A 26,895-nucleotide genomic window follows, 5' to 3' on the forward strand; every position below is an offset into this window, starting at 1 on the left:
GCTTGCGACCACCTTGAGGTGGTACGGAAGCGACCGTGCCTTCGATCAACTTGAGCAGGGCCTGCTGCACGCCTTCACCGGAAACGTCCCGGGTGATCGACGGGTTGTCAGACTTGCGCGAGATCTTGTCGATCTCATCGATATAGACAATGCCCATCTGGGCTTTTTCTACGTCGTAATCGCACTTCTGCAGCAGCTTCTGAATGATGTTCTCGACATCTTCACCCACATAACCCGCCTCAGTGAGGGTGGTTGCGTCGGCAATGGTGAACGGAACGTTCAGCAAACGAGCCAGTGTTTCGGCAAGCAGGGTTTTACCCGAGCCTGTCGGGCCGATCAGCAAAATGTTGCTCTTGCCGAGTTCGACGTCGTCATTCTTTTTGTCACGCTGGTTCAGGCGCTTGTAGTGGTTGTACACCGCTACTGCCAGAACCTTTTTCGCACGCTCCTGACCAATCACGTACTGATCAAGGATGCCGCTGATTTCTTTAGGCGAAGGCAATTTATGCGCGCTGCTTTCGGCCTGGGCTTCCTGCACCTCCTCACGGATGATGTCATTGCACAGGTCGACGCACTCGTCGCAGATAAAGACCGAGGGGCCGGCAATCAATTTGCGCACTTCATGCTGGCTTTTGCCACAGAAGGAGCAATAGAGCAGCTTGCCGTTGTCCTCGCCGTTGCGGGTGTCAGTCATTCGTTCGATCCAAATCCGATAGGCTTGCAACACAAGATGAAGGCTATTGCGGGCTTTTTCAAGCCCGCCGGTGATCAGACCAGCCGACCAACCCTATTTTGAGCTGCTTATTTTTAAGCCGGGCGCTGGCTGATCACTTCATCGATCAACCCGTACTCACGCGCAGCTTCTGCACTCATGAAGTTGTCGCGATTGGTATCGCGCTCGATTTCTTCAAGAGTGTGCCCGCTGTGCTGGGCCATCAGCGTGTTGAGACGCTCACGAATGAAGAGGATTTCCTTGGCATGGATTTCGATATCCGAGGCCTGGCCCTGGAAACCGCCCAGAGGCTGGTGAATCATCACACGCGAATTCGGCAGGCAGTAACGCTTGCCGGCGGCACCGGCCGTCAGAAGAAACGCGCCCATGCTGCACGCTTGACCGATACAGGTGGTCGACACGTTTGGCTTGATGAACTGCATGGTGTCGTAGATCGACATACCCGCCGTCACCGAACCGCCCGGGGAGTTGATATAGAGATGGATGTCCTTGTCCGGGTTTTCCGCTTCAAGGAACAGCAGTTGCGCACAGATCAGGTTGGCCATGTAGTCCTCTACCGGACCAACCAGAAAGATCACTCGTTCCTTGAGAAGGCGCGAGTAGATGTCATAGGCGCGCTCGCCACGAGCAGATTGCTCGACAACCATCGGGACCAGGCCGCCTGCGGCCTGGATATCAGAGTTCTGCTGAATATACGAATTACGGAACATGCTCTGCAGTCACTCCCAAATAGTTATGTCTTGAATACGCATAAGCCAGCACGAAGGCTGGCTTATGGTGATTACTTCTTAGCGCAAAAACGATCAGTCGGCTTGTGGAGCTTCTACCGGCTTGACTGCTTCTTCGTAAGAGACCGATTTGTCGGTCACACTAGCTTTCTGCAGAACAGTATCCACAACTTGCTCTTCCAGCACAACCGAACGGACTTCGTTCAGCTGCTGGTCGTTCTTGTAGTACCAGGACACGACCTGCTCAGGCTCTTGGTAGGCCGAAGCCATTTCCTGAATCATTTCGCGAACGCGGGTTTCGTCAGGCTTGAGGTCGAATTGCTTGACCACTTCAGCCACGATCAGACCCAGTACAACGCGGCGCTTGGCTTGTTCTTCGAACAGCTCAGCCGGCAGTTGGTCAGGCTTGATGTTGCCGCCGAACTGCTGAACAGCCTGCACGCGCAGACGGTCAACTTCGTTGGACAGCAGAGCCTTAGGCACTTCGATCGGGTTGGTGGCCAGCAGACCGTCCATTACCTGATTCTTGACCTTGGATTTGATCGCCTGACGCAGTTCGCGCTCCATGTTCTTGCGAACTTCAGTGCGGAAGCCTTCCAGACCCGTTTCCTTGATGCCGAATTGAGCGAAGAATTCTTCGGTCAACTCTGGCAGTTTTGGCTCGGAAACAGTGTTCACGGTAACGGTGAACTCGGCAGTTTTGCCGGCCAGGTCGAGGTTCTGATAGTCAGCCGGGAAGGTCAGGTTCAGAACACGTTCTTCGCCGGCTTTAGCGCCAACCAGACCGTCTTCGAAGCCAGGGATCATGCGGCCGGAACCCAGTACGAGCTGAGTGCCTTTGGCGGAACCACCGGCGAACACTTCACCGTCAACCTTGCCGACGAAATCGATGTTCAGCTGGTCTTCGTTCTGGGCAGCGCGATCGGCCACTTCGAAACGGGTGTTCTGCTTGCGCAGAACTTCCAGCATTTTGTCCAGATCGGCATCAGCCACGTCAGCGCTCAGGCGCTCTACGGTGATACCTTCGAAACCGGCAACGGTGAACTCAGGGAACACTTCGAATACGGCTACGTATTCCAGGTCCTTGCCCGCTTCCAGGGATTTAGGCTCGATCGAAGGCGAACCAGCCGGGTTCAGCTTTTGCTCAACCACAGCTTCGTAGAAAGAAGACTGGATCACATCGCCCACTGCTTCTTGACGCGCATCAGCACCGAAACGGCGCTTGATTTCGCTCATTGGCACTTTGCCTGGACGGAAGCCAGCAATCTTGGCCTTTTGGGCGGTCTGCTGCAGACGCTTGTTGACCTGGCTCTCGATGCGCTCAGCCGGCACGGTGACGCTCATGCGGCGCTCAAGAGCAGTAGTATTTTCAACAGAAACTTGCATGGATATTCCTCGTTGCACAGACGTTAGCCGGCCGTTTCCGACCCCAGAATCAAGGGCATGCATTCTAGTGGGTCAAACTCAAGAAGTCACCCTACTGAAAACGGGTAAAAAAGCAGCAGGCAATTTATAGGTGCGAATGCACGAATGCACCTCGCCCCGATGGCAAATACAGCCAATCACGCCAGGGCCCTGCGCCAACCCTTCTATATAGAAGCGGTTGCCAATCATCTCCCTGACAGCCGATCTTGCGAGCAAGGCCGGCAGGCAGCGCGGCATCATCGAGAAACATAAATACGACGAAACGCCCTGCCCCTGCGACCCAAAACCTGCAGCCGCCAATCACTCGAACCGCTGAAACAAAAAAGGCGCCAGACTGTTAAATCTGGCGCCTCTCGAAATATGGGGTGGACGAAGGGGATCGAACCCTCGACAACGGGAGTCACAATCCCGTGCTCTACCAACTGAGCTACGCCCACCATATTGCATGCCAAAGAAGCCAAACAACTTCTTTGTTCAGCCCCAGCCACGCCAATCGGCATGAGTGAAGCTTTATTTGGTGCGGATGAAGAGACTCGAACTCTTACGCCTCGCGGCGCTGGAACCTAAATCCAGTGTGTCTACCAATTCCACCACATCCGCGGTTGAAGCTGTTAAAGCAAAGGCGCCAGACTGTTAATCTGGCGCCTTTCGAAATATGGGGTGGACGAAGGGGATCGAACCCTCGACAACGGGAGTCACAATCCCGTGCTCTACCAACTGAGCTACGCCCACCATATTGCGCTACTTGTGCCAAAGCTGCCTAATGGCGCACCCGGCAGGACTCGAACCTGCGACCATCCGCTTAGAAGGCGGATGCTCTATCCAGCTGAGCTACGGGCGCCTTGTTAATTTGTACTCTTGGAGGACTACAAACTAAGTGCTTTCCAGTCTTGCAGAACCGTAATCCCGCTTGACCTTCCTAACCAGTGCTAGGCTGTGCCCGACAAGTGCGACGAATAGTATAGAGCCCCCCGAGAGTCGTCAAATGCTTTTTAAAAAAAATTCATTTAATTAAAGGAGTTAGGGGAATTTGCAGACCAAGCGCCTTTGCCCTCACCTCATGACATGCGAGAATGCGTTCTCTTTTTTTCCCCTCTCGATGGTTAATCACGCGCAATGACTGCACAACTAATCGACGGCAAATCGATCGCCGCCAGCCTGCGCCAGCAGATCGCCAAACGAGTCGCCGAGCGTCGCGAGCAAGGCTTGCGCACACCCGGCCTCGCGGTAATCCTGGTCGGCAGCGATCCCGCCTCTCAGGTTTATGTCTCGCACAAGCGTAAAGACTGCGAAGAGGTCGGCTTTAAATCCCAAGCCTACGACCTGCCTTCCGAAACCACTCAAGAAGCGCTGACCGATCTGATCGATCGCCTGAACGACGACCCGACAATAGACGGCGTTCTGCTTCAGCTTCCATTACCTGAACACCTGGACGCCTCCAAATTGCTGGAGCGCATTCGTCCGGACAAAGACGTCGACGGCTTCCATCCTTATAACGTCGGTCGTCTGGCCCAGCGTATTCCACTGCTGCGTCCATGCACCCCTAAAGGCATCATGACCTTGCTGGAAAGCACCGGTGTCGATCTTTACGGGATGAATGCCGTGGTTGTTGGCGCGTCCAACATCGTTGGCCGCCCGATGGCGATGGAATTGCTGCTGGCCGGCTGCACCGTGACCGTCACCCACCGCTTCACCAAGGACCTGGCCGGCCACGTTGGTCGTGCCGATCTGGTGGTGGTTGCCGCTGGCAAGCCCGGTCTGGTCAAGGGTGAGTGGATCAAGGAAGGCGCAATCGTGATCGACGTCGGTATCAACCGCCAGGAAGACGGCAAACTGGTCGGCGACGTGATTTACGAAACCGCCCTGCCCCGCGCCGGCTGGATCACACCAGTACCGGGTGGCGTTGGCCCGATGACTCGTGCCTGCCTGCTGGAAAACACGCTGTACGCAGCAGAAACCCTGCACAGCTAAGCGCCAAAGCAGGCGTAAACAGCGAGTTAAACAACCCCGCCCTTGGCGGGGTTCTTTTTGCCCGAAGAAAAAGTTCGACCAGCCGCCGGAAAATGACGTTTTTTTCATATTCCAGAAGACTTTCATTACTTCCCGGAACAACCATCGACAGTTATTCAGCCATACTCCAGAATGTCGCGCTTTTTACGAAATAGCCCGTTACAAAACGGCGTATCAACACATAATGAGTCTGCCAGCGTGAAAATCCGTCTATCCATCCTGAGCCTATTTTTTGCAGTTACAGGGTCTTTCATCACGCCAATCGCCAGCGCTGGCGATACCACCGCTGCGCCTCGAGATACGACACATCTCAAACTCGCTTCGGGCAGCTCATTAGTCATGGATTTGCAAACCAACAAAATCATCTACGCCAGCAACCCTGACGTGGTGGTACCGATCGCGTCCGTCAGCAAACTGATGACAGGTCTGGTCGTGGTTGAAGCCCGGCAGAACATGGACGAATACATCAACATCAACATCAGTGACACCCCGGAAATGAAGGGCGTGTTCTCCAGGGTCAAACTCAAGAGCGAAATGCCGCGCCGGGAAATGCTCCTGATTGCGCTGATGTCTTCGGAAAACCGCGCAGCAGCTAGCCTGGCCCACCATTATCCGGGCGGTTATGCGGCGTTCATCGCCGCGATGAACGCCAAGGCCAGGGCGCTGGGCATGACCAACACCCACTTTGTTGAGCCAACCGGCCTCTCCCCACGAAACGTGTCCACTGCCCGTGACCTGAGCAAACTGCTGGTCGCTGCGCACAAGCAACCGCTATTGACCGAACTCAGTACGACCAAAGAAAAGATCGTGTCGTTCCGCAACCCCAACTACAACCTGGCGTTCCGCAATACCGACCATTTGGTCCGCAAACAGGACTGGGACATCGAGCTGACGAAAACCGGCTTTACCAACGAGGCGGGTCATTGCCTGGTGCTGGTTACCAGCATGGGTAACCGCCAGGTCGCCCTGGTCATCCTGGATGCCTATGGCAAGTACACCCACTTTGCCGACGCTACCCGTATTCGCAACTGGGTAGAATCCGGCAAGGCCGCAGATGTGCCTTCCGTAGCCTTGCAATACAAGTCCGACAAGAATCTCAAAAGCCGTCAGACCGGGGTGATCGAAGCCTCGAAATAGACAAGTGCGCCCTGAAAACAAAGCCCCGAACATTCGGGGCTTTTTATTTGGGCGGATGTCAGTCGTTGGGCAGCGGCATCTGATCGTCATCCGGAATGCCATCCCCGGCGCTCGGGTCACGATAGCCCTTGGGAGGCTCCGTCGGCACCACCACTGGCCTGGCCAAAGGATCGCGCAACGGACTGTCCGGATCCATCACCGGGTCCAGGTCCTGTTCAGGGGTTGTCGGAACGCTGTCCGGACGTTTGTCATCAAAACTCGAATCAGTAGACATAGGCACCTCACCTCATCAGGCTCAGGGTTTCAGATCAGCGAGAGGGTCGTAAGGCTTCGCTGGCGCCTTTGGGTTGTCGCCCGGTTTCACGTCCCTGGGCGCCTTGGCGGGACCGATGGGATCGACCTGAGGGTCGGCGAGGTCCGGCGAATCGGGATCGAACCCCAACTCATCGCCCGAAGAGTGCTCGGACGAGTGCGGGCCTTCAGGGGTAGTGGAATGTGCCATGGGCGCCTCCTTGGGTGTGGCCCGGACAAATCCGGGCGCTTTCCTTTAGAGAGCGAGTGCGCACGGCAGTGCCATGCAGAATGACGAACGGACGTTTACTGCGTGGTCAGGGCCTTCTTGGCCCGCGCAGCCGCTTGCTCCTGACCGGCCTGCCCCAGATCATTTGCCGCCTTGAGCCAACGCTGCTGATCAACGTTGGCCGGAATCTGATTCGGCTTCTGGATCAGCACGGCCCAGCCGCCAGCATCCTTGAACGAGGATTCAAACGAACTGAAGCTCATCAAATCCCGACGATCCATCCCCGCGCGCAGCAATACCGTCTGCTTCTTACGGTTGTAACCGGCGAGAATGGCGTAGCGCGGCTCAGACCAGAGCGCCGTGCCTTCCGTAAAGCGCACCATCACCGGATAACCGGCAGCGACCTGAGTCAGCAGTGCTGGCAAAGTACTGTCGAGGGGGTAAACCACCATCCCGTATTCACGGGCGAGGTTCTGCATGTTCTGCTGCAACTTGTCCTCGGCGCCCGGCAAATGCAGCGGTTTTTCGAGCAAACCCGGGGTAATCACGATGCCCTGCTGCGCCAACATGCTGGCCAACACTTGCGGTCCGCTTTGATAGGCTTGCCCGCGGTAGAACGTACCGCTGAGTTCCACCCGCTCCGGCAGACGCTGGATTTCAGGCGCAACGCTCCCGGCGCAACCCGCCAACCCGGCAACGCAGCCAACAATCAGCGCCGCCGCTCGAATTCGAGAAAATACCTGCTCCATCTTCACGCTCTTATTCAGACGCCGGGCAACTGGCTCCCGGCTTGGCCGTCGATCATAGGACGCCGCGCGACAACGGTATAGCTTTAACCGGCAGTTGCGTGCTTTCGATAGAGCAAACTGGTTAGTGCCAGTCGACCTTTGGTCAATTGTCTGACACACAGCAGCGACTAGACTGATATTTGCAAAACGTGTGTGCCCGATGCAGGGCAAAGAGGAGGCACGATGAGCCTGGCAATGACGATTGTGATGTTGATTACTGGCTGGCTGGCCGTCGCCGCTGCCATGTTATGGGGAGTCCTGCGCATTACCCGGCGGCACCATCACCACCCGGCTCAATCGACGACTGTAGCCGACAACGAAAAACCAGCAGAACACCACGCCACCGCGCACTGAATAGCCATTTCAGTCTTCAAAAAAAAGGCCGCCTGAACACATTCGTATTCAGGCGGCCTTTTCATTTATCGCCGATCAAGCTTCAGAGGCAATGCGCTTCTGCCTGGCCCGGCGCGACATCATGTTCAAGCACTCGATCGCTGCCGAGAACACCATGGCCGCATAGACGTAGCCTTTCGGTACGTGGGCGCCGAAGCCTTCGGCGATCAGCGTCATGCCGATCATGATCAAGAAGCCCAGCGCCAGCATCACAATCGTCGGGTTGTCATTGATGAACTTGGCCAATGGATCAGCCGCCAGCAACATCACCAGTACCGACACCACCACCGCGATGATCATGATCGGCAAGTGCTCGGTCATGCCGACAGCGGTGATGATGCTGTCGATGGAGAACACCATGTCCAGCAACAGGATCTGACCAATAGCAGCCGCAAAGCCCAGGGTCACGGTCGACGTCGCCGACTTCGGATCTTCAGGCGCCGGGTCCATGCTGTGATGGATTTCGGTGGTCGCCTTCCACAACAGGAACAGGCCGCCGGCAATCAGAATGATGTCCTTCCAGGAGAACGCGTGGCCGAGGATTTCGATCACAGGTGCCGTCAACTGGACGATGAACGCGATGGTGCTCAGCAGTGCCAGACGCAGGATCAACGCCATGCCAATACCAATGCGACGGGCTTTCTGTCGATGTTGCTCAGGCAGTTTATTGGTCAGGATCGAGATGAAAATCAGATTATCGATACCGAGCACGATTTCCATCACCACCAGGGTAGCCAGGGCGACCCAGGCGGCAGGGCTTGCAGCAAGTTCTAAAAGGTATTCCATGGGTCAGTCCTGACTCGTATTAGACGTTAGATTTCTTGGGCCGAAGATTCGGTTTTTTCTTTGTTTTCGCCCGATGGTTCTTTCTTGCTGATCATGCCGCCGGTGGCGTCGCTGAGTGCTTGTTCGGCGGCTTTGTGGGTGTCGTCAATCGCCTGTTTAGCGCTTTCAGCAGCCTTGCCCATCAGTTGCTGAGCACTTTTTTCGGCCTGGTCGCAACCGGCCAATACCAGTAAAGACGCGAACAGCACTGCTGTGGTTTTGAAGTTCATGATGCTTCCCTCGTTAGAACAAACGGCACCAAAACCATGGCCCGTTGATAGCGACGCATTCTAGGGATGCAAACACTTCAGGAAAATTCGTATTTTTAGCGGTTATACTTCGGTTTTTACGAACTGTAGACCGTCATGCTCAACTATCGGCAACTGCATTACTTTTGGGTGGTGGCCAAGACCGGCAGCATCGTGCGCGCCTGCGAGCAGCTCAACCTGACACCCCAGACCATCAGCGGGCAAATCTCGTTGCTTGAGCAAACCTACGGCATCGAGTTGTTTCAACGCGTGGGCCGGCAACTTGAACTCACCGAGGCGGGCCGTCAGGCCCTGCCCTACGCCGAACAAATGTTTCAGCTGGGTGGTGAACTGGAATTGATGCTGCGAGCGCAGCCCAACGAGCAGCAGATTCAGTTTCGCGTCGGTGTCGCGGACGTCGTGCCCAAGTCCATCGTTTATCGGCTGATCGCGCCGACCATGGAATTGAGCGAGCCGCTACGCATCACCTGCCGCGAAGACAAACTCGAACGCTTGCTCGCTGACCTGGCAATCCAGCGTCTGGACATGGTGATTTCCGACAGTCCGATGCCCTCGCACCTCGATATCAAGGGCTACAGCCAGAAACTCGGGGAATGCGGAATCAGCTTCTTCGCCACGGCTGAATTGGCTGCGCGGTATGGTCAGGATTTCCCTCGCAGCCTGAACGGCGCGCCGCTGTTGATTCCGGGGCCGGAAACCGTGGTGCGCAACCGCTTGCAGCGCTGGTTCGCCGAACAGCAAATCCAGCCGCGCATCGTCGGCGAGTTCGACGACAGCGCGTTGATGCAGGCTTTCGGTCAGTCCGGCAGCGGGATTTTCATCGGCCCGAGCGTGATTGCCGACGAAGTGAAACGCCAATGTGGCGTGGAAGTGATTGGCCAGACCGACACTGTGACCGAGTCGTTCTACGCCATTTCAGTGGAACGCAAGGTCAAGCACCCCGGCATTGTCGCCATTACCGAAGGTGCCCGACGCCAGTTGTTTACTGAACTGTAAGCTTCAGGCGCAGATTTCACGCGGCTTGAAGGTCATTAGCGCAATCGCCAGAAGAATCGAGGCGAGAATAAAACCGGCCGCCGCAAAACCAAGGCCTTGCAACCCGACGTTGTCGATCACCCGGCCGCCGACCATGGCACCCAGACCGATGCCGAGGTTGGCCCCGGCAATGTTCAGCGACGCAGCGAACGCCGGCGCCTCGGGCGCCGCCTTCATCAGGCGCACATGGCTGACCAGGAACAACGCGGCCTGCGTCACGCCCCAAATACCCATCGCCGCCGCCAGACCGAAGGGCGAATGAATGTTCGGCACCAGCGCCACCAGGCCGGCAATCATGAACGCGCAGAACATCACCGAAGCGATCAGCGGATGACGATCCACCGCCCGGCCGCCCAGCGAGTTACCGATCAGCCCGACCGCGCCAAAGCCCATCAGGCACCAGCCGACCACCGTGCCGTCAAAACCGGCCAGGCGCTCAAGAATGTCCGCCAGGTAGGTGTAAGCGGTGAACATGCCGCTGAAGACCACAATCGACAACACCACATGGCCGACCATCAGCGGGCTGCGCAGGATTTTGAATTGCGAACGGAAACTCACCTGATGCTGGTGCAGGTTGGTTTTCGGCAGGTAGATAAACAACAGCAAGGCTTTGGCAAAGGCGATCACCGCCAGAATGCCAAAGGCGCTGCGCCAGCCGAACGCATCGGAAATCAGCGTGCCCACCGGAATACCGAACACCGTGGCACAAACAATGCCGAAGCCGATCTTGGCGATGGCGCGCCCCGCGTAGTCGGGGCCGACAATATCCACCGCCGTTTCACTGGCCAGGGCCCAGAACACCGGCAACCCGAGTGCGGGAATCAACCGGGCGAAAGCCATCACCCAGATATTGGGCGCAAACGCCGCAATAGTGTTGGCCAGACCGAACATGATCAGCACCGAGATGAACAGCTTGCGGCGTTCAAAGCGTGCGAAGTACGCGGTCAGGAACGGCCCGAAGGCCGCAACGGTAAAGGCGAACAAGGTCACCAGCAAACCCGCTTGCGGGATGCTGACTTCAAGATCTCGGGCGATGGCCGGCAACAGGCCGACAATAACGAACTCCGTGGTCAGCACCGTGAAACCGGCGGCAGACAACAGAAGAATGGGCAACAGCATGTACAACTCCAGAAAACGACGACACCAGCGAATAGCCCGAAGGCCCACTGGCAGACTTGAAAATGAGGATGGCGAATCTTAACAGAGTGTTTCCAAACAGGGTTGCACGAACCTGCTTATCTCGTTGATTGCGCGGGTGGCAGATCGTCACAGCCCTGAAGGATCAGTCCTGCGCTGTGATAAAGTCCGCGCCCTGAAAAACGTACACCCTGTGGTTCCTTTCGGTTTCCAGCCTGCGGCCTGCCCTGTTTGTTGCTGCATACCTGCGAAATCCTGCACCTATAAAAAATCAGAGATGCCGTTTTATGACCGCTTCATCCCCTTCGCTGTTGCAACGCCTGAAACGCTTGAATCTGGTCACGCAAATCATCATCGGCCTGATCGCCGGGATTGCCCTGGCGCTGTTCGCGCCGGACGTGGCCAAGTCCTGCGCTTTCATCGGCAAAGTGTTCGTCTCTGCACTGAAAGCCGTCGCGCCGATCCTGGTGTTCGTGCTGGTCATGGCGTCCATTGCCAACCATAAACACGGCCAAGAAACCCACATCCGGCCGATTCTGTTTTTGTATTTGCTGGGGACGTTTGCCGCGGCGGTGGTCGCGGTGGTGGCCAGCATGATGTTCCCGTCGAGCCTGGTGCTCGCCACCCACGATGTCGCGGTCACCGCGCCGGGTGGTATCGGCGAAGTGCTGCAAAGCCTGCTGCTGAGCGTGGTCGATAACCCGGTCAGCGCGCTGATGAATGCCAACTTCATCGGTATCCTGGCCTGGGCCATTGGCATGGGCATCGCGATTCGCCATGCCGGCGATACCACCCGTGAAGTGCTGGGCGATCTGTCCAACGGCGTGACGCTGATCGTACGGCTGGTGATTCGGTTCGCACCGCTGGGGATCTTCGGCCTGGTGGCCTCGACCCTCGCCACCTCCGGCTTCGGCGCCTTGATCGGCTATGCACATTTGTTGGCGGTACTGCTCGGCTGCATGCTGTTCGTGGCGCTGGTGATGAACCCGGTCATCGTGTTCTGGAAGCTGCGTCGCAACCCGTATCCGCTGGTGCTGACCTGCTTGCGCGAGAGTGGCATTACTGCGTTTTTCACTCGCAGCTCAGCGGCGAACATTCCGGTCAACCTGGAGTTGAGCAAGCGTCTGGGCTTGCATGAAGACACCTATTCGGTGTCGATCCCGCTGGGCGCGACCATCAACATGGCCGGCGCGGCGATCACCATCACCGTGTTGACCCTTGCAGCAGTGCACACCCTGGGCATCGCCGTGGACATTCCGACCGCGATACTGCTGAGCGTCGTCGCGGCGATCTGTGCCTGTGGCGCCTCGGGCGTGGCGGGTGGTTCGTTGCTGCTGATCCCACTGGCGTGCAGCCTGTTCGGCATCCCGAGCGAAATCGCCATGCAGGTGGTGGCAGTCGGGTTCATCATTGGCGTGTTGCAGGATTCGGCGGAAACCGCGCTGAACTCGTCTACTGACGTACTGTTCACCGCCGCGGCTTGCCTGGGTGAAGAAAAGAAAGCCGAACGTCTGGCCTAACTAACACCGCCGCCCCCTGTAGGAGTGAGCCTGCTCGCGATAGCGGTCTATCAGTCGCATCAATGTTACTGACACACCGCTATCGCCGGCAAGCCGGTCTCACTCCTACAGGGGGGCGGCGGTGTTGGTCAAGAATGCCGACACATGAAAAAGCCCCCGCAACCCAAGGCTGCGGGGGCTTTTTTGTACCTGGACGGTTTAGAACGCGCCCATGTAATCGCGCTTGCCCACTTCCACACCGTTGTGACGCAGCAGTGCGTACGCAGTGGTGACGTGGAAGAAGAACTGCGGCAGGCCGTAGCTCAGCAAGTAAGCCTGGCCACTGAAGCGCTTCTCTTTCGGAGTGCCCGGACGAGTAACGATCTCGATGCCTTCCTTGCCATTGATCTGCTCCGGCTTGATCTCGGCGATGTAAGCCAGAACCTTGGTCAGCAGTGCTTGCAGCTCGGCGAAGGTGGTTTCGGTGTCTTCGTACTTCGGCACTTCAACTTCGGCCAGACGCGAGGAAACGCCTTTGGCGAAATCAACGGCGATCTGCACCTGACGCACCAACGGAAACATGTCCGGGTACAGGCGGGCTTGCAGGAACGCGTTCGGGTCGATGTTCTTTTCGGTAGCGTGCGCTTCGGCTTTTTTCAGCACGTCACTCAGGGCGGTGAGCATTTGCTTGAAAACAGGAACGGAAGCGTCATACAGGGAAATGGTCATGGCAGTCTCGTGTGGTGACAGGAGGGGAAAACGTCGGCCGATTATAGCCGTGCCCGCCCCTCCTGCGACGGGTCTTTTTCAGCGGCAGTCCCCACCCATGCGCACGAGCAGTGCGGCGCGGTGCGGTTTCAGATAGGAGTCGACTTCACCGACTTTGCACGACGCCAGGTTCTGCAATTGCGGATCCAGGGGCTCTTGCGCGAACAGCAGCCCTGCCGGGCGCGCATCATCTTGCAACTGCGCAAGCGTCAGCGGCGCAACCGGTCGGCCCATGTAATAAACCAGGCGGATATCCGGTTCACCGACGCTGTAGGCCTTCTGGCCCGGCTGCCCGGCGGCCAGTGTGGCGACCTGCTCCAGACCGCCGAAGCGGTGAGACAGCACCCGCGCTTCGACAAACACATAAAACACCACAAACCCGGCCAGCATCACATAGGGAACCGTGGCCAGACAGGTTCGCCAGCGCCCCTTCATGTCTTCGAGCACTGCCGTCCAGTGCATGGCCAGCAGCAAGGCCATCGACGGGTAAACCGGCAACAGGTACTTGCCGTGTTTTTCGGTGAACATGGAAAAGACCAGCAGTGGCAGCAGCGTGCAGCACAGCAGCATGGCCGCCTCACGGCGCGATCGGATCATTGCCCAGAACTTGCGCGGCTGTACAAACACAATCAGCCAGAATGGGAAGAAATCACCGGCCAGATACAACAGATAGGCGTACCACGCCTCGGCGCCCTGCCCGTCGATCTTCTTCACGATGTCTTCGCTGATAATCGATGCCCAAATGCCCCAGCCCTGACTCAACGACACCGCCACGTACCATGAACTGCCCAGCACCAGGGCCAGCAGCCAACCCCAACCGTCACACAGGTAGGCTTTGGCCCGCGCATCACGGTAGATCAAGGCGTAAGTCAGGATCGGCGCCGTCACCCACAACAGGCAAACCGGCCCTTTGGTCAGCAGCGCGCAGCCTAAAAGGAGGTAGCTGAGACGACTCCACAGCACCCGGCCCTGCTGGAAGATGAACTGCCACGCCGCCAGCAACGCGCCGAAACACAGCAGGGTCAGCAGCATCTCGATTTCCGAGCGGCGGGCGAACAGGCTGAAGGCGCCGTTTGCGGCCAGGAACACCACGGCGAACAAGCCGACCTGACGCCCCACCTGCCGGACGCCGTACCAATACGTACCGAGGCAGCACAAAGTCGCCGCCAGCGCCGAAGGCAGGCGCACGCTCCACTCGGACACACTGCCCAGCACGGCCGTCGATACCAGGCCGACCCAATAGAAAAACGGCGGTTTGGACAGGTACAAATCACCGTTCATGTACGGCAGCAGCCAGCTCCCGGCTTCGTGCATTTCACGCACGGTGACGGCGCGGCGAGCCTCGTTGACACTGAGAAACGGTACGCTGCCCAGTCCCCAGAAAAACAGCAGTGCGATGGCGACCGCCGCCATCAACGTGATATTTCGGGTCGATAACGATCCGCGCATGACCTACTCCTTCAGGTTTTTGCTTTTGGCGATCAACTGCAAGTTGCGAAAGTAAACGATAGTGCCAAAGGCCTGGCCGACGATGAACACCGGGTCTTCCCGGTAAATGGCGTACGCGAGCAAAAGCGTGCTGCCAACGATGCTCAGGTACCAGAAACTCACCGGGATCACGCTGCGTTTTTTGTATTCGCTGTACAGCCACTGCAGGACAAAGCGGCCGGTAAAGGCGATCTGGCCGACAAAACCGACCACCAGCCACAAGGCTTCGCGGGAAAGGTTCATCCTTCGATCTCTTTCGCATGGGTGTTCAGGCGCGTGCGCTTGATCAGCCACCAGACCCCAACCAGGTCGAGAATGCCCACCAGGGCGCGGTCCAGATTGCCGTACTTGGACACCCCGGCGGTGCGCGGGCGGTGGTTGACCGGATGGACGATCATTCGGCCGTTATGACGCTGGATCAGCGCGGGAATAAAGCGATGCATGTGGTCGAAGTACGGCAGACGCAAAAATGCAGCGCGCTCGATCAGTTTCAAGCCGCAACCAGTATCCGGGGTGGCGTCCTGGAGCAAGCGGCGGCGCAGACCATTGGCGAAACGCGAGGCCCAGCGTTTGCTCGCGGTATCGCGGCGATTGACCCGGTGCCCGGCCACCAATTGCACGTCGCTCGCCCCAGGTTTGCCGCGCACCAGCGCCAGCATGCCGGGAATGTCCGCCGGATCGTTTTGCCCGTCGCCATCGAGGGTGGCCAACCAGTGTCCGCGCGCCTCGAGCGCTGCGTGGTAGAGCGACGTGCTCTGCCCCAGCGAGCGCTCATGGTGCAGGATGCGCAATGCACTCAGGCCGTTGTTCCGGATCTGCCGCAGTTCATGCAGGGTGGCATCGGTGCTGCCATCGTCGACGACGATGATTTCGTAGGGCTCGTCAGCCAGGGCCACGCGGATTTCCTCAAGCAGGGGCTTGAGGTTGTTGGCTTCGTTTTTGGCGGGAATCAGTACGGATACAAAAATGTCTTGGCTCATGGAGTCTCTCTCGCCCTTATTGATTTTTCAGTTATCGGAGGCGAATAAAGGTGGCCTACACCGAGAGACTCGATGCATGGGTCAGTTGATTGGAGCGGTGCATCCCTGCGGGCCACAGCGATTAGCACTGGCGCGAGCACGCATACGGTGCCCGTCAGATTGTAAAAATGGCGTTAAGATTTCATCACGGTTTCGTCATCGTTTCCCCGGGAGCATGACGAATTCTGTTGCCATTGGCGCTCGCCAATCTAAAGTGCATCCACGCAAGTGAAAAACATGAACAGGGTAAGGATGCGCCACCATGAGCACTGAGCAAGAGACAACCTTCGACGAGCCGCGGCTTAACAGCACGGAAATCCGCATTTTGGGCTCGCTGATCGAAAAGCAGGCCACCAGCCCGGAGACCTATCCGCTGACCCTCAACGCCCTGGTGATCGCTTGCAACCAGAAAACCAGCCGCGAACCGGTGATGAACCTGACCCAAGGCCAGGTCGGCCAGAGCCTGCGGGCACTGGAAGGACGCGGTTTCACTAAACTGGTGATGGGCAGTCGCGCCGATCGCTGGGAACACAAGGTCGACAAGGCCCTGGAGTTGGTGCCGGCTCAGGTGATTCTGACCGGGTTGTTGTTCTTGCGCGGCCCGCAAACGGTCAATGAACTGCTGACCCGCAGCGGGCGCATGCATGAATTTGAAGACGCCGAACAGGTGGTTCATCAACTGGAGCGTTTAATTGCTCGGGGGTTGGCGTTGTTGATCCCGCGCCAGGCCGGGCAGCGCGAGGACCGGTATATGCATGCGCTGGGGGATCCGGCGGATATCGAGGTTATCCTGGCAGCGCGGCAGAATCCGGTTGAGCGCGGCGCCGGTAGCGGCGTATCGATTGAGCGAATCGAAGAACTTGAAGCGCGCATTGCCGCGCTGGAAGAGCGCTTGGCCCGCCTCGAATAAACCAGCCACAAATCTATAACTGTAGGAGTGAGCCTGCTCGCGATGGCGGAGTGTCAGTCAACATCAAATTTGGWTGTGCTGGCCTCATCGCGAGCAGGCTCACTCCCACATTGAATTGATGGCGCCTGTAGCTACTCACCGTCCCAGTAATCTACGCCGTCGCCCGGCCGGGCGATGGCGACAAAGCCTGATGCATTGCCCTCGGCATCCACCTTGAAGTCATCCATCACCRCGTATTTGCCGGAATCCGGGTACTCGCAGATCTCCGGCGATTGCTGGGTGCTGACCGCCAGATAGCGCAGTTCAGCGTTGCTGGTGTTGATGATTTGATGCGCCGTTTCCGGGCCCCCCGTCGGGCAAGCGATCACGTCACCGGCCCGAATCGGGAAACGCTCGGTCCCGAGACGAATCTCACCTTCCCCGGCCACGACATAAAACATCTCCTCGTTGACCCGATGACTGTGAAACGGACTGCCTCGCATACCCGGTTCCAGCACATACAACCGATACCCAAGCTTCTGCGCGCCCAGTTGCTGACCGACGCGGGCCATTCGCTGCTGATAGCGGCCGGCCGTGTCGCCCGTGGGCGCCAAGGCTTCGGGCAATGATTCAAGATCAATCTGGTTCAGGTTGAGAATGCGCGGATGCATGGGACTACTCCTGGCTGCGGGCAAATTCCACAGCGTTGTGAAACTGCTCATCCGTCGGCCGAACACCGGTGTACAGCACAAATTGCTCCAGCGCCTGGATCGCGACAACCTCCAACCCGGTGATCACCCGCTTGCCTTCAGCGCGCGCCCGCACGATCAGTGGCGTTTCCGAAGGGATCGCCACCACATCGAAGACTGTCTCGGCTGCGGCGATGGTTTCAGGATCGAACGCCAGTTGATCGGCCTCCGGACCGCCCGACATGCCGATCGGTGTGACGTTGATCAGCATTTGCGGCCGCTGTGCGCCCAGTTCCGCTTGCCACTGATAGCCCAGCGACTCAGCCAATGCACGCCCGGCGTGTTCATTGCGGGCGACAATCAAGCCGTTTTTGTAGCCGCCGTCGCGCAATGCGCTGGCCACAGCCTTGGCCATGCCGCCGCTGCCGCGCAGGGCAAAGGTTGAATCCTTGGGGACTTCGTGGGTGTTGAGCAGTTGCTCGATGGCAATGTAATCGGTGTTGTAGGCCTTTAAATGACCGTCGGTGTTGACGATGGTGTTGATCGATTGAATGGCCGCCGCCGAGGCGTCGAGTTCATCCACCAGTGCGATGCACGCTTCCTTGAACGGCATCGACACGCCGCAGCCACGGATACCCAGGGCGCGAATGCCACCCACGGCACCGGGCAAATCCTGGCTGCTGAAGGCCTTGTAGTAGAAGTTAAGGCCCAGTTGTTCATACAGATGATTGTGAAACCGCAGGCCGAAGTTACCGGGGCGCGCGGACAGCGACATGCACAGTTGGGTGTCTCGATTGGGGTTCATCTGCATGAAACTTTCTCCTTCAACAGCACTTTCAGATGGACGGGATTAGCCATTCCATCGGGTCTGTTCGATCATTACTGTATAGGCAGCGCGAGATAGCGCGGCCCGTCAGGAAACCGGTACAGACCTTACACAAAATTTACCCGACGGCCGTGCTGATTTTCGAAAAAATGCTGTCTTAGAGGTATCCCCCGCGACAATCCTTGGGTCTATTGCAGACGCAAGCGCCGGGGCGAAGAGCCGAGGAATTATCATGATCCGTAAAATTCCTGCAGTTGCCTTGCTGATCGGTGCACTCGCTATCACAGGGCAGGCGCAAGCCCATGGCGGTGGTTGTGGTAACTGCTGGCAAGGTCCAGCGATCTATGGCGCGCTCGTCGGTTCAGCCATCTTCGGTTCGGCCCTGATTAACGCCAATCGACCGGTCTATGTACAACAACAACCGGTTTATTACCAATCGCCACCGGTTTACTACCAACCAGCGCCGGTCTACGTGCAACAACCGGTCTACTACGCCCCTGCACCGATTTACTACGGCCCGCCGCGTTATTACGGCCCGCCACGCGGTTACTATGGCCATGGCCATGGCCACGGTTATGGTCACTGGTAATCACCCAGCCCCGCCTCAGTAGCGGGGCTTTTTTATAACCGTTCGTCGGCGAACGTCTGGATAAATCGCGTCAATGTCGCTGTGGGGACAGCGTAGGTGATTCAAATTGGCAATATTGACTTGAATCATCCCCGCCTTGCGCCAAACAGTCATATTTATGTCATGTCAGGTCCGCAAGCTTGGATCTGTCCGCAAACAACAGGTCAATAACAACAAGGACGACCTCATGCCCACACAAAACCCGCACCGCATTGTCGGTTTGTGCACTTCCAGCAAGGTGTACAACGCATTGACCGAACTCAAGCACCTGGAAGGCCATCGCAGCGCCAAGTTCCTTTCACTGCTGGCCGAAAACCTGGTGCGCAAAGGCCTGCTAAATGAGCACGAAGTGGTTCATATGCTCGATCTGGTCGTCGACTGAGGCGAACAGTCACCGGCGTCAATGACGACTATCGAAATCGTTGATTTTCCGTTTTAGTGCCACGTCCGTAAGGTAGCCCCATCGATTGATGGAGGTACTTATGTCCCAGGTTCAAATCATGTCCGTTGTTGGCAGCGCCGTTCCCGCCCCGCTTAGAGCGCTGGGAATGCTCGCCTGTTGGTACCTGGTGCAGGACGGTGAAGCGATCAGTGGTCCGCTCACCTCGCTGCCGGACGCCCAGGCCTTGTCGCAACGTCTCGGCCAAGGCCAGCTAAGCGCTTAAGGCAGCTGCACCTTCGGTTTGGTTTCAAGGAAAATGGCCCAACTGGACATGAACAAGGCGGCGATCAGTGGCCCGATGACAAAGCCGTTGAGGCCAAAGATCGCCAGACCACCCAAGGTCGAGATGAGGATCAGATAGTCCGGCATCTTGGTGTCCTTGCCCACCAGGATCGGTCGCAGCACGTTATCCACCAGACCGATTACAAAAATCCCGTACAGCCCCAACACTACGCCCTGCCACATCGCCCCGCTGAGCAGGAAAAACGCCGCCACCGGCGCCCAGATGATCCCCGCCCCCACCGCTGGCAACAGCGACAAAAACGCCATGAGTACCGCCCAGAGCAACGCGCTCGGGATATCCAGAAACCAGAAAATCAAGCCACCCAAGGCGCCCTGCGTAATTGCCACCAGCAGGTTGCCCTTCACCGTCGCCCGCACCACCCGATTGAACTTGAGTTGCAACCGACGTTTCTGGTGCTCCTGCAACGGCACGGCCGCGCGAACTTCGCGCGCCAACTCGGCGCCGTCGCGCAGAAAGAAATACAACAGGTAGAGCATGATGAAAAAGCTCACCACAAAATCAAACGTACCCTGGCCGAAACTGAACACCTGCGTGGCGAAAAACTCGTTACCCGTCACCGCACTCTTGATGATTTTTTCCCGCAGCCCGCTCAGCTCCCCCACCCCGAACCGATCGAGTAAATGCTGGAAGTACGGCGGCAGGCTGTGTTTGAAGTGCGACACATACCCTGCGATGTCCAACTCACCGCTTTCGATGTTTTTGTACAGTATCGCCCCCTCTTGAACCAGGAAGAAACCGAGGATGATCACCGGCAGGATCGCAATCACCAGACAGATACTCAGCGTGAGCAGCGACGTCAGGTTGCGCTCCCAGCCCAGCTTCAATTGCAGTCGACGCTGCATCGGCGCAAAGAGAATGCCAAGAATCACCGCCCAGAACACCGCGCCGTAAAACGGCAGCAAGATCCAGATGAACGCGGCAGTGACCAGCCCCAGCAAGATCACCAGCGATTTGTTCCGTACGGTTTTTTCGTTCATGTCCGATCCGTGTCAGTGCGCAGGGACACAGGCTCTTATAAGTTGAGCTGTCCTTATGCTTAGTCCTCCACGGTTCGCGCGAGTGCCATGCGTTTGTTCACAAAGCCTGGATCCAGATCAATAAACTCCAGGCGCAAGACGATTACGCTCCAGGCTTTTGCGACTGACATTGCCATGACTCCCCTTGCCCCCGAACTGCTCGCCCCCGCCGGCACCTTGAAAAACATGCGTTATGCCTTTGCTTACGGCGCCGATGCGGTGTACGCCGGCCAGCCGCGCTACAGCTTGCGGGTGCGCAATAACGAATTCGATCACGCCAACCTGGCCCTTGGTATCCAGGAGGCCCAGGCCCAGGGCAAGCGCTTTTATGTGGTGGTGAACATTGCACCACACAACGCCAAGCTCAAGACCTTCCTCAAGGACCTGGCGCCGGTGATCGCCATGGCGCCGGATGCGCTGATCATGTCCGACCCGGGCTTGATCATGCTGGTGCGTCGGCACTTCCCACAGATGCCAATTCATCTATCCGTGCAGGCCAACACCGTCAACTGGGCGAGTGTCGAGTTCTGGCAGCAACAGGGTGTGAGTCGGATCATCCTGTCGCGGGAACTGTCCCTGGAAGAAATCGGCGAAATCCGCCAGCAAGTGCCGGCCATGGAGCTGGAAGTGTTTGTCCACGGCGCGTTGTGCATGGCGTATTCCGGGCGCTGCCTGCTGTCGGGTTACATGAACARGCGCGACGCCAATCAGGGCAGTTGCACCAACGCCTGTCGCTGGAAGTATTCGGCGCAAGAGGCCACGGAAAATCAGCTCGGCGAAATCGTCCAGCAGTACCAGCCCGAACCGACCCTGGGCATCGGCGCCCCCACCGACCAAGTGTTCCTGTTGCAGGAAGCCAATCGGCCGGACGAGCTGATGCCAGCCTTCGAAGACGAGCACGGCACTTACATCATGAATGCCAAGGACCTGCGCGCCGTGCAACATGTCGAGCGCCTGACACACATGGGCGTGCACTCGCTGAAAATCGAAGGGCGGACCAAATCCCACTTCTATTGCGCCCGCACCACACAGGTGTATCGCCGAGYCATCGACGATGCCGTCGCCGGCCGTGAATTCGACCGCAACCTGATGATCGATCTGGAGTCATTGGCGCAGCGCGGCTACACCGAAGGTTTTTTGCGCCGGCATGTGCATGACGAATACCAGAACTATCAGCACGGCAGCTCGGTGTCAGAGCGACAGCAGTTTGTCGGTGAATTGACCGGTGAGCGGCGTGAGCGGCTGGCGGAGGTCAAAGTGAAGAACCGCTTTGGCCTGGGCGATCACATGGAGCTGATGACACCCCAGGGCAACTTCCATTTCGATTTGCATCAATTGCAAAACGCTAGAGGCGAGCCGATTGAAGTGGCGCCGGGGGATGGGCACACGGTGTATTTGCCGATTCCGGACGGGGTGGACCTGAAGTTTGGCTTGTTGATGCGCGATGTCAGCGCGAGTTGAAAACCCATCAATGGTGCGACGTGCCCCCTCGCCACAATATTCAGCCACTCGCTGAAAAGCGGTCACGGCTGTTGGTCAGGTGCAGCCACATCGCTGCTCGCGCCGCGTCCGGATCCTGGCGCTTGATCGCGTTGAGAATTGCCTCGTGCTCAAGGTTGGCGAGTTGCCCAAGCTTGCTTAAATCCGCCGCCCCACGCTCGGCGGCATTGACGCGGGTTCGCGGGATCATCGCACTGCCCAGATGCTGCATGATCTCGGTGAAGCACACATTGCCGGTAGCTTCGGCGATCAACAGATGGAAGCGCTTGTCGGCTTCGACGCAGCTGTCGTTGTTGCTCAGCAAGCGCTGATAGTCGTCCAGCGCTTCACGCATCTGCGCCAGTTGCTGCTCCGTACGACGGGTCGCCGCCAGCGCGGCAGCCTGGGTTTCCAGCCCCATGCGCAACTCCAGAATGCTGCGCACCCCCAGTGCGGTATCGACATTCAGCCGCAAGCCCTGCTCCGGCGCGCGTTCGATGACAAACGTGCCAATGCCATGCCGGGTTTCCACCAGCCCCGACGCCTGCAATTTCGAGATCGCCTCGCGCACCACGGTGCGGCTGACCCCGTGTTCCTGAACGATTGAGTTCTCCGACGGCAGCTTGTCCCCCGGCAGCATCTGGCCGAGAAGAATGCTCTGGGTCAGTTTGGCCACCAGGTCGTGAGCGAGGTTGTGGCTGCGCTTGGGGACAGGCGTGTCGAGGTCATGTTGCATGGCGATTTCCGAAAGCAGGGCTCACGGAATCGTAGCACCGCACTGGGTTGGGTTCTCTATAAAACAGCGCAAAACTTGTATGACAACACTCAACAACTGCGCCTTATTTGCGTACCACCACGGCTTAAGCAAAATAAAAAAAGAATCAAAAAATGCCTAAACACCACCAATTTGTTKGGCACAGACGCTTGCAGAACAAAAAAATGTAGTTGTATGATGTCTATCAACAACGCAGCACAAGCCACACCCCGCATAAAAATAATCAGTGGGAGAAAACCAAGTGAATACATCCGTATCAGGGATGCACCACGGCGCCGATTCGGTCCTGAAGTCCGCCATCTCGAAGGTGAAACGCCATGTTTTGCCGCTGTTCGTCATCATGTTCATCGTCAACTACATCGACCGCGTGAACATCGGCTTCGTCCGCGCGCATATGGAGCATGACTTAGGCATTGGTGCCGCCGCTTATGGCCTCGGCGCCGGCCTGTTCTTCATCGGTTACGCGCTGTTCGAAGTCCCCTCCAACATCCTCCTGCAAAAAGTCGGCGCGAGAATCTGGCTGACCCGCATCATGCTGACCTGGGGCCTGGTGGCCGCCGGAATGGCCTTCATCCAGAACGAAACCCACTTCTACATCCTGAGATTTTTGCTGGGTGTGGCCGAAGCCGGGTTCTTTCCGGGAGTGATTTACTACTTCACTCGCTGGTTGCCCGGCGTGGAACGCGGCAAGGCGATTGCGATTTTTCTCAGCGGCTCGGCGATGGCCTCGCTGATCTCCGGCCCGCTGTCTGGTCTGCTCCTGCAACTCAACGGCTTCGGGTTGCACGGCTGGCAATGGATGTACTTCATTGAAGGAATGTTTTCGGTCGGGCTGTGCGTGTTCGTCTGGTTCTGGCTGGACTCCAAACCCCACGACGCCAAATGGCTGACCCGCGAAGAACAGGATGCGCTGGTCAACGCCATCGGCGACGAACAACGGGCCCGCGAAGCCGCGACACCGATCAAACCGTCGCTGGGCAAACTGCTCAAGGATCGCCAGATCATCCTGTTCTGCCTGATCTACTTCTTCATCCAGCTGACCATCTACGCCGCGACCTTCTGGCTGCCGAGCATCATCAAGAAGATGGGCGACCTCAGCGACATTCAGGTTGGGTTGTTCAACTCGATCCCCTGGTTGCTGTCGATTGTCGGCATGTATGCCTTTGCTTCCCTGTCATCCAAATGGAAACACCAACAAGCCTGGGTCGCCGCTGCGCTGCTGATTGCTGCCGCCGGGATGTTCATGTCAACCACAGGCGGGCCGATCTTTGCCTTTGTTGCGATCTGCTTTGCGGCGCTGGGTTTCAAATCCGCCTCGTCGCTGTTCTGGCCGATTCCGCAGGCCTATCTGGACGCGCGGATTGCCGCGGGTGTGATCGCGTTGATCAACTCGGTGGGTAACCTTGGCGGCTTCGTTGCACCGACTACCTTCGGCTTTCTGGAGGAACACACTGGCTCGATTCAGGGCGGACTGTACGGGTTGGCCGCAACCTCGATCATCGCCGCGATCATTGTCTTTGCCGCCCGCAACACACCGAAAACCGCACCGGCCGTTGCGCTGGGCAAACCAACGCGCACCCACGCCTGATCACTTTTCAAGGACAAAACAATGAACCCACAAGACTCCGCAAAAGCCCCAATCATCACCAGCATGCAGGTGGTTCCGGTAGCCGGACACGACGGCATGCTGCTCAACCTGAGCGGCGCCCACGGCCCGTTCTTCACCCGCAATATCGTGATCCTCAAGGACAACGCCGGACACACCGGTGTCGGTGAAGTACCGGGTGGCGAGCGTATTCGTCAGACACTGGAAGACGCCCGCGCACTGGTGGTTGGCAGCCCGATCGGTACATATCAGAAGATCCTCAATCAAGTGCGCCAGACCTTTGCCGATCGCGACGCCGGTGGTCGCGGCTTGCAGACGTTCGACCTGCGCATCACCATTCACGCAGTCACCGGCCTGGAAGCCGCCCTCCTCGACTTGCTCGGCCAGCATCTGGACGTGCCGGTTGCTGCCCTGCTCGGTGAAGGGCAACAGCGTGACGAAGTGAAGATGCTCGGTTACCTGTTTTACGTCGGTGATCGTAACGAAACCGACCTGGCCTATCGCAGCGAACCGGACGCCGACAATGACTGGTTTCGTGTGCGCCATGAAAAAGCCATGACCGCTGACGCCGTGGTGCGCCTGGCCGAAACCGCCCATGCCCGCTACGGTTTCAAGGACTTCAAACTCAAGGGCGGCGTGCTCAGTGGCGATGAGGAGATCGAAGCGGTCACCGCGCTGGCCGAACGCTTCCCGGATGCACGCATCACCCTCGACCCGAACGGCGCATGGTCACTCAAGGAAGCCATTCGCTTGTGCCGCGATCAGCACCACGTTCTGGCTTACGCCGAAGACCCGTGCGGCGCGGAAAACGGTTACTCGGGCCGTGAGGTCATGGCCGAATTCCGCCGCGCCACCGGCCTGAGAACCGCAACCAACATGATCGCCACCGACTGGCGTGAGATGGGTCACGCGATCCAGTTGCAATCAGTGGATATTCCGCTGGCCGACCCGCACTTCTGGACTATGCAAGGCTCGGTGCGTGTGGCGCAGATGTGCCACGAATGGGGGCTGACCTGGGGTTCGCACTCCAACAACCACTTCGATATTTCCCTGGCAATGTTCACCCACGTTGCAGCGGCCGCGCCGGGCGAGATTACCGCCATCGACACCCACTGGATCTGGCAGGACGGCCAGCGGTTGACCAAAGCACCACTGCAAATCGTCGACGGTTGCGTGCAAGTGCCGAAGAAGCCTGGGTTAGGTGTGGAATTGGACATGGATCAGTTGGCCAAGGCCCACGAACTGTACAAAGGTATGGGGTTGGGGGCGCGAGATGATAGCGTGGCGATGCAGTTTCTGATTCCGGGCTGGAAGTTCGATAACAAACGGCCGTGTCTGGTGCGCTGACGCTGTACTCCTTGCAGGAGCGGCGGTGCGACGATTCGACTTGCCCGCGAAGGCGCCGGCACATTCAACAATGATGTCGCCTGAAACTCCGCTATCGCAGGCAAGCCAGCTCCCACAGGTTGGCATCCGCTAATTCATTTCGGCCGCTTGCAGCAGCCAGCCCTTGAACGACATCATCGCTGCCGTTTCGGGACGCGATTGCAGTCGGGTCAGCCAATAGCTGCCGGTGGTGATCCCGATGGCGAACGGTTGCTCGATTGCACCCGCAGCCAGTTGTCGGGAAAACATCAGCGGCGGCGCCAACGCAATGCCTGCGCCCTGAAGCGCGGCCTCCATCATCGCCAGCGAAGAATCGAAAATAATGCTCTTGGCGGTCGGTGCATTGGCCGGCAACCCGCAAGCCAGAAACCACTCAGGCCACTCGTCTGTGCGGTAGGAACGCAACAACGTTTGTTTCAGCAGATCCTCAGGCGAGCGCAATTGCCGGGCGAGTTCGGGAACGCACAGCACCGACAACGGCGCATCGATCAAACGTAGCGCTTCAATGCCGTGCCACGCGCCGGCGCCAAATCGAATCGCGTAATCCAGCCCCTCAGCAGCCACGTCCACGCGGTTGTTGTTGGTCGACAGACGCAAATCTATGAACGGATGTTTCACCTGGAAGTCCCCCAGTCGCGGCAACAGCCAACCTACTGCAAACGTCCCCACCGCCCCCACCGTCAATACCTCCCGATAATGCCCACCCTCGAAACGCTCAAGCGTTTCGGCGATACGGTCGAAAGATTCGCGCAATACCGGCAGCAAGGTTTCACCTTCACTCGTCAGCATCAGCCCGCGGGGCAAGCGCTTGAACAGCGTCACATTAAGCTGAGCCTCAAGACTTTTGACCTGATGACTCACTGCCGCTGGAGTGACGAACAACTCCACCGCCGCCCGAGTGAAACTCAAATGACGCGCGGACGCCTCGAAAGCGCGCAATGCATTCAGCGGCAAGTGAGGACGAATCATGCCAACTCCATAATTTTTCTAATGGCTAACCCGAAATATCGTCGTTTGTCGCCGCTCGGTAGACTGCCTAGATTTGGCTCACCTGTCAGGTAGCCCGATTTGCAGGAGCGCA

At 57.9% G+C, this 26,895-nt stretch carries 30 protein-coding genes, 4 tRNA genes and 1 pseudogene; 12 read left to right on the forward strand and 23 right to left on the reverse strand.

Translation table 11 applies throughout. The features are described from left to right. The 7 genes from clpX to AC1DWM_RS26865 form a co-directional block, all read right to left on the reverse strand. A partial coding sequence (gene clpX / locus AC1DWM_RS26835) for an ATP-dependent Clp protease ATP-binding subunit ClpX (protein WP_477796591.1) occupies positions 1–694 on the reverse strand: 694 nt, incomplete at its 3' end. A gap of 113 nt (positions 695–807) precedes the next feature. Further along, entirely contained in the window at positions 808–1,443 is a 636-nt protein-coding gene (gene clpP, locus AC1DWM_RS26840; RefSeq protein ID WP_201118005.1) for an ATP-dependent Clp endopeptidase proteolytic subunit ClpP, read from the reverse strand. A 93-nt stretch (positions 1,444–1,536) separates the two neighbouring features. Beyond that, on the reverse strand, positions 1,537–2,847 hold the full coding sequence (gene tig / locus AC1DWM_RS26845) for a trigger factor (RefSeq protein ID WP_223517422.1): 1,311 nt from the start codon (positions 2,845–2,847) through the stop codon (positions 1,537–1,539). 400 nt (positions 2,848–3,247) lie between these two features. Then, positions 3,248–3,323, reverse strand: a tRNA-His gene (locus AC1DWM_RS26850). A 78-nt stretch (positions 3,324–3,401) separates the two neighbouring features. Next, a tRNA-Leu gene (locus AC1DWM_RS26855) sits at positions 3,402–3,486 on the reverse strand. Positions 3,487–3,542: 56 nt separating this feature from the next. Further along, positions 3,543–3,618 (reverse strand) — tRNA-His (locus AC1DWM_RS26860). Between the two features lie 32 nt (positions 3,619–3,650). Then, positions 3,651–3,727 (reverse strand) — tRNA-Arg (locus AC1DWM_RS26865). Between the two features lie 275 nt (positions 3,728–4,002). On the opposite strand from AC1DWM_RS26865, the gene folD reads away from it, so the two are divergent. Further along, the gene (gene folD, locus AC1DWM_RS26870; RefSeq protein WP_223517424.1) at positions 4,003–4,857 is read left to right on the forward strand and encodes a bifunctional methylenetetrahydrofolate dehydrogenase/methenyltetrahydrofolate cyclohydrolase FolD; all 855 of its coding nucleotides are present in this window, start codon (positions 4,003–4,005) and stop codon (positions 4,855–4,857) included. Between the two features lie 155 nt (positions 4,858–5,012). Here folD and AC1DWM_RS26875 read toward each other — a convergent pair whose 3' ends face one another. Further along, entirely contained in the window at positions 5,013–5,237 is a 225-nt protein-coding gene (locus AC1DWM_RS26875) for a hypothetical protein (RefSeq protein WP_223517510.1), read from the reverse strand. On the opposite strand from AC1DWM_RS26875, the gene pbpG reads away from it, so the two are divergent. Continuing rightward, on the forward strand, positions 5,149–6,033 hold the full coding sequence (pbpG, locus tag AC1DWM_RS26880) for a D-alanyl-D-alanine endopeptidase (protein ID WP_223517508.1): 885 nt from the start codon (positions 5,149–5,151) through the stop codon (positions 6,031–6,033). The two genes, AC1DWM_RS26875 and pbpG, sit on opposite strands and share 89 nt — an antisense overlap. 58 nt (positions 6,034–6,091) lie before the next feature. Here pbpG and AC1DWM_RS26885 read toward each other — a convergent pair whose 3' ends face one another. The 3 genes and pseudogenes from AC1DWM_RS26885 to AC1DWM_RS26895 all read right to left on the reverse strand — a co-directional run bounded on the left by AC1DWM_RS26885 (position 6,092) and on the right by AC1DWM_RS26895 (position 7,358). Then, positions 6,092–6,307, reverse strand: coding sequence for a hypothetical protein (locus tag AC1DWM_RS26885; protein ID WP_223517426.1), 216 nt, complete (start codon positions 6,305–6,307; stop codon positions 6,092–6,094). A gap of 21 nt (positions 6,308–6,328) precedes the next feature. Continuing rightward, positions 6,329–6,535: a DUF6021 family protein gene (locus AC1DWM_RS26890; protein WP_223517428.1), complete on the reverse strand. Its 207-nt coding sequence runs from the start codon at positions 6,533–6,535 to the stop codon at positions 6,329–6,331. A 95-nt stretch (positions 6,536–6,630) separates the two neighbouring features. Continuing rightward, positions 6,631–7,358 (reverse strand): annotated as a pseudogene (locus tag AC1DWM_RS26895) (cysteine peptidase family C39 domain-containing protein). A gap of 166 nt (positions 7,359–7,524) precedes the next feature. On the opposite strand from AC1DWM_RS26895, the gene AC1DWM_RS26900 reads away from it, so the two are divergent. Next, a complete protein-coding gene (locus tag AC1DWM_RS26900) occupies positions 7,525–7,695 on the forward strand; it encodes a hypothetical protein (protein ID WP_223517432.1) in 171 nt (56 codons plus the stop codon). Positions 7,696–7,770: 75 nt separating this feature from the next. Here AC1DWM_RS26900 and AC1DWM_RS26905 read toward each other — a convergent pair whose 3' ends face one another. Then, positions 7,771–8,520, reverse strand: a complete 750-nt coding sequence (locus AC1DWM_RS26905) for a TerC family protein (RefSeq protein WP_223517434.1) — start codon at positions 8,518–8,520, stop codon at positions 7,771–7,773. Positions 8,521–8,546: 26 nt separating this feature from the next. Further along, positions 8,547–8,789, reverse strand: coding sequence for a hypothetical protein (locus AC1DWM_RS26910; protein ID WP_477796592.1), 243 nt, complete (start codon positions 8,787–8,789; stop codon positions 8,547–8,549). 135 nt (positions 8,790–8,924) lie between these two features. On the opposite strand from AC1DWM_RS26910, the gene nhaR reads away from it, so the two are divergent. Continuing rightward, complete coding sequence (gene nhaR, locus AC1DWM_RS26915; protein ID WP_452627354.1) at positions 8,925–9,824, forward strand: transcriptional activator NhaR; 900 nt, start codon at positions 8,925–8,927, stop codon at positions 9,822–9,824. A 3-nt stretch (positions 9,825–9,827) separates the two neighbouring features. Here the strand turns inward: nhaR and AC1DWM_RS26920 are convergent, their stop codons facing one another. Next, positions 9,828–10,982, reverse strand: coding sequence for an MFS transporter (locus AC1DWM_RS26920; protein WP_477796593.1), 1,155 nt, complete (start codon positions 10,980–10,982; stop codon positions 9,828–9,830). Between the two features lie 305 nt (positions 10,983–11,287). On the opposite strand from AC1DWM_RS26920, the gene sstT reads away from it, so the two are divergent. Continuing rightward, positions 11,288–12,520, forward strand: a complete 1,233-nt coding sequence (sstT, locus tag AC1DWM_RS26925) for a serine/threonine transporter SstT (RefSeq protein ID WP_223517448.1) — start codon at positions 11,288–11,290, stop codon at positions 12,518–12,520. Positions 12,521–12,718: 198 nt separating this feature from the next. Here sstT and AC1DWM_RS26930 read toward each other — a convergent pair whose 3' ends face one another. The 4 genes from AC1DWM_RS26930 to AC1DWM_RS26945 form a co-directional block, all read right to left on the reverse strand. Next, positions 12,719–13,228: a DUF1993 domain-containing protein gene (locus AC1DWM_RS26930; RefSeq protein ID WP_477796594.1), complete on the reverse strand. Its 510-nt coding sequence runs from the start codon at positions 13,226–13,228 to the stop codon at positions 12,719–12,721. A 78-nt stretch (positions 13,229–13,306) separates the two neighbouring features. Then, positions 13,307–14,716: an ArnT family glycosyltransferase gene (locus AC1DWM_RS26935; protein ID WP_477796595.1), complete on the reverse strand. Its 1,410-nt coding sequence runs from the start codon at positions 14,714–14,716 to the stop codon at positions 13,307–13,309. A gap of 3 nt (positions 14,717–14,719) precedes the next feature. Beyond that, positions 14,720–14,998, reverse strand: coding sequence for a lipid-A-disaccharide synthase N-terminal domain-containing protein (locus AC1DWM_RS26940; protein WP_223517455.1), 279 nt, complete (start codon positions 14,996–14,998; stop codon positions 14,720–14,722). Then, complete coding sequence (locus AC1DWM_RS26945; protein WP_223517457.1) at positions 14,995–15,735, reverse strand: glycosyltransferase family 2 protein; 741 nt, start codon at positions 15,733–15,735, stop codon at positions 14,995–14,997. Before AC1DWM_RS26945 ends, AC1DWM_RS26940 begins: the two co-directional genes overlap by 4 nt. Before the next feature lie 301 nt (positions 15,736–16,036). Here AC1DWM_RS26945 and AC1DWM_RS26950 point away from each other — a divergent pair, with 301 nt between their 5' ends. Further along, positions 16,037–16,684 carry a YceH family protein gene (locus AC1DWM_RS26950; RefSeq protein ID WP_452627359.1) on the forward strand — a complete coding sequence of 216 codons (648 nt, stop codon included), beginning with the start codon at positions 16,037–16,039 and terminating at the stop codon, positions 16,682–16,684. 131 nt (positions 16,685–16,815) lie between these two features. On the opposite strand, the gene AC1DWM_RS26955 is transcribed toward AC1DWM_RS26950, so the two are convergent. Together AC1DWM_RS26955 and AC1DWM_RS26960 are read right to left on the reverse strand one after the other, a co-directional pair. Then, a complete protein-coding gene (locus AC1DWM_RS26955; protein ID WP_477796596.1) occupies positions 16,816–17,334 on the reverse strand; it encodes a cupin domain-containing protein in 519 nt (172 codons plus the stop codon). A 4-nt stretch (positions 17,335–17,338) separates the two neighbouring features. Then, positions 17,339–18,163, reverse strand: coding sequence for a shikimate 5-dehydrogenase (locus AC1DWM_RS26960; RefSeq protein ID WP_223517464.1), 825 nt, complete (start codon positions 18,161–18,163; stop codon positions 17,339–17,341). Between the two features lie 247 nt (positions 18,164–18,410). Here AC1DWM_RS26960 and AC1DWM_RS26965 point away from each other — a divergent pair, with 247 nt between their 5' ends. The 3 genes from AC1DWM_RS26965 to AC1DWM_RS26975 all read left to right on the forward strand — a co-directional run bounded on the left by AC1DWM_RS26965 (position 18,411) and on the right by AC1DWM_RS26975 (position 19,471). Next, the gene (locus AC1DWM_RS26965) at positions 18,411–18,767 is read left to right on the forward strand and encodes a hypothetical protein (RefSeq protein WP_223517466.1); all 357 of its coding nucleotides are present in this window, start codon (positions 18,411–18,413) and stop codon (positions 18,765–18,767) included. 226 nt (positions 18,768–18,993) lie between these two features. Next, the gene (locus AC1DWM_RS26970; protein WP_007944773.1) at positions 18,994–19,188 is read left to right on the forward strand and encodes a hypothetical protein; all 195 of its coding nucleotides are present in this window, start codon (positions 18,994–18,996) and stop codon (positions 19,186–19,188) included. 100 nt (positions 19,189–19,288) lie between these two features. Beyond that, positions 19,289–19,471, forward strand: coding sequence for a hypothetical protein (locus tag AC1DWM_RS26975; RefSeq protein WP_223517468.1), 183 nt, complete (start codon positions 19,289–19,291; stop codon positions 19,469–19,471). Here AC1DWM_RS26975 and AC1DWM_RS26980 read toward each other — a convergent pair. Continuing rightward, positions 19,468–20,529 (reverse strand): AI-2E family transporter, encoded by a 1,062-nt coding sequence (locus AC1DWM_RS26980; RefSeq protein WP_223517470.1) that lies wholly within the window; start codon positions 20,527–20,529, stop codon positions 19,468–19,470. The genes AC1DWM_RS26975 and AC1DWM_RS26980 overlap by 4 nt on opposite strands. Before the next feature lie 174 nt (positions 20,530–20,703). On the opposite strand from AC1DWM_RS26980, the gene trhP reads away from it, so the two are divergent. Continuing rightward, positions 20,704–22,029 carry a prephenate-dependent tRNA uridine(34) hydroxylase TrhP gene (gene trhP / locus AC1DWM_RS26985; protein WP_477796597.1) on the forward strand — a complete coding sequence of 442 codons (1,326 nt, stop codon included), beginning with the start codon at positions 20,704–20,706 and terminating at the stop codon, positions 22,027–22,029. Positions 22,030–22,069: 40 nt separating this feature from the next. On the opposite strand, the gene AC1DWM_RS26990 is transcribed toward trhP, so the two are convergent. Then, entirely contained in the window at positions 22,070–22,783 is a 714-nt protein-coding gene (locus AC1DWM_RS26990) for a FadR/GntR family transcriptional regulator (protein ID WP_223517474.1), read from the reverse strand. Between the two features lie 280 nt (positions 22,784–23,063). Between AC1DWM_RS26990 and AC1DWM_RS26995 the strand changes: the two genes are divergently transcribed. After that, complete coding sequence (locus AC1DWM_RS26995) at positions 23,064–24,410, forward strand: MFS transporter (RefSeq protein ID WP_223517476.1); 1,347 nt, start codon at positions 23,064–23,066, stop codon at positions 24,408–24,410. Between the two features lie 21 nt (positions 24,411–24,431). After that, positions 24,432–25,775, forward strand: coding sequence for a glucarate dehydratase (gudD, locus tag AC1DWM_RS27000; RefSeq protein ID WP_477796598.1), 1,344 nt, complete (start codon positions 24,432–24,434; stop codon positions 25,773–25,775). A gap of 129 nt (positions 25,776–25,904) precedes the next feature. Here the strand turns inward: gudD and AC1DWM_RS27005 are convergent, their stop codons facing one another. Then, positions 25,905–26,783, reverse strand: a complete 879-nt coding sequence (locus AC1DWM_RS27005; RefSeq protein WP_477796599.1) for a LysR family transcriptional regulator — start codon at positions 26,781–26,783, stop codon at positions 25,905–25,907. Between the last annotated feature and the right edge of the window lie 112 nt (positions 26,784–26,895).

This window comes from Pseudomonas sp. P4_C8 (assembly GCF_056401975.1).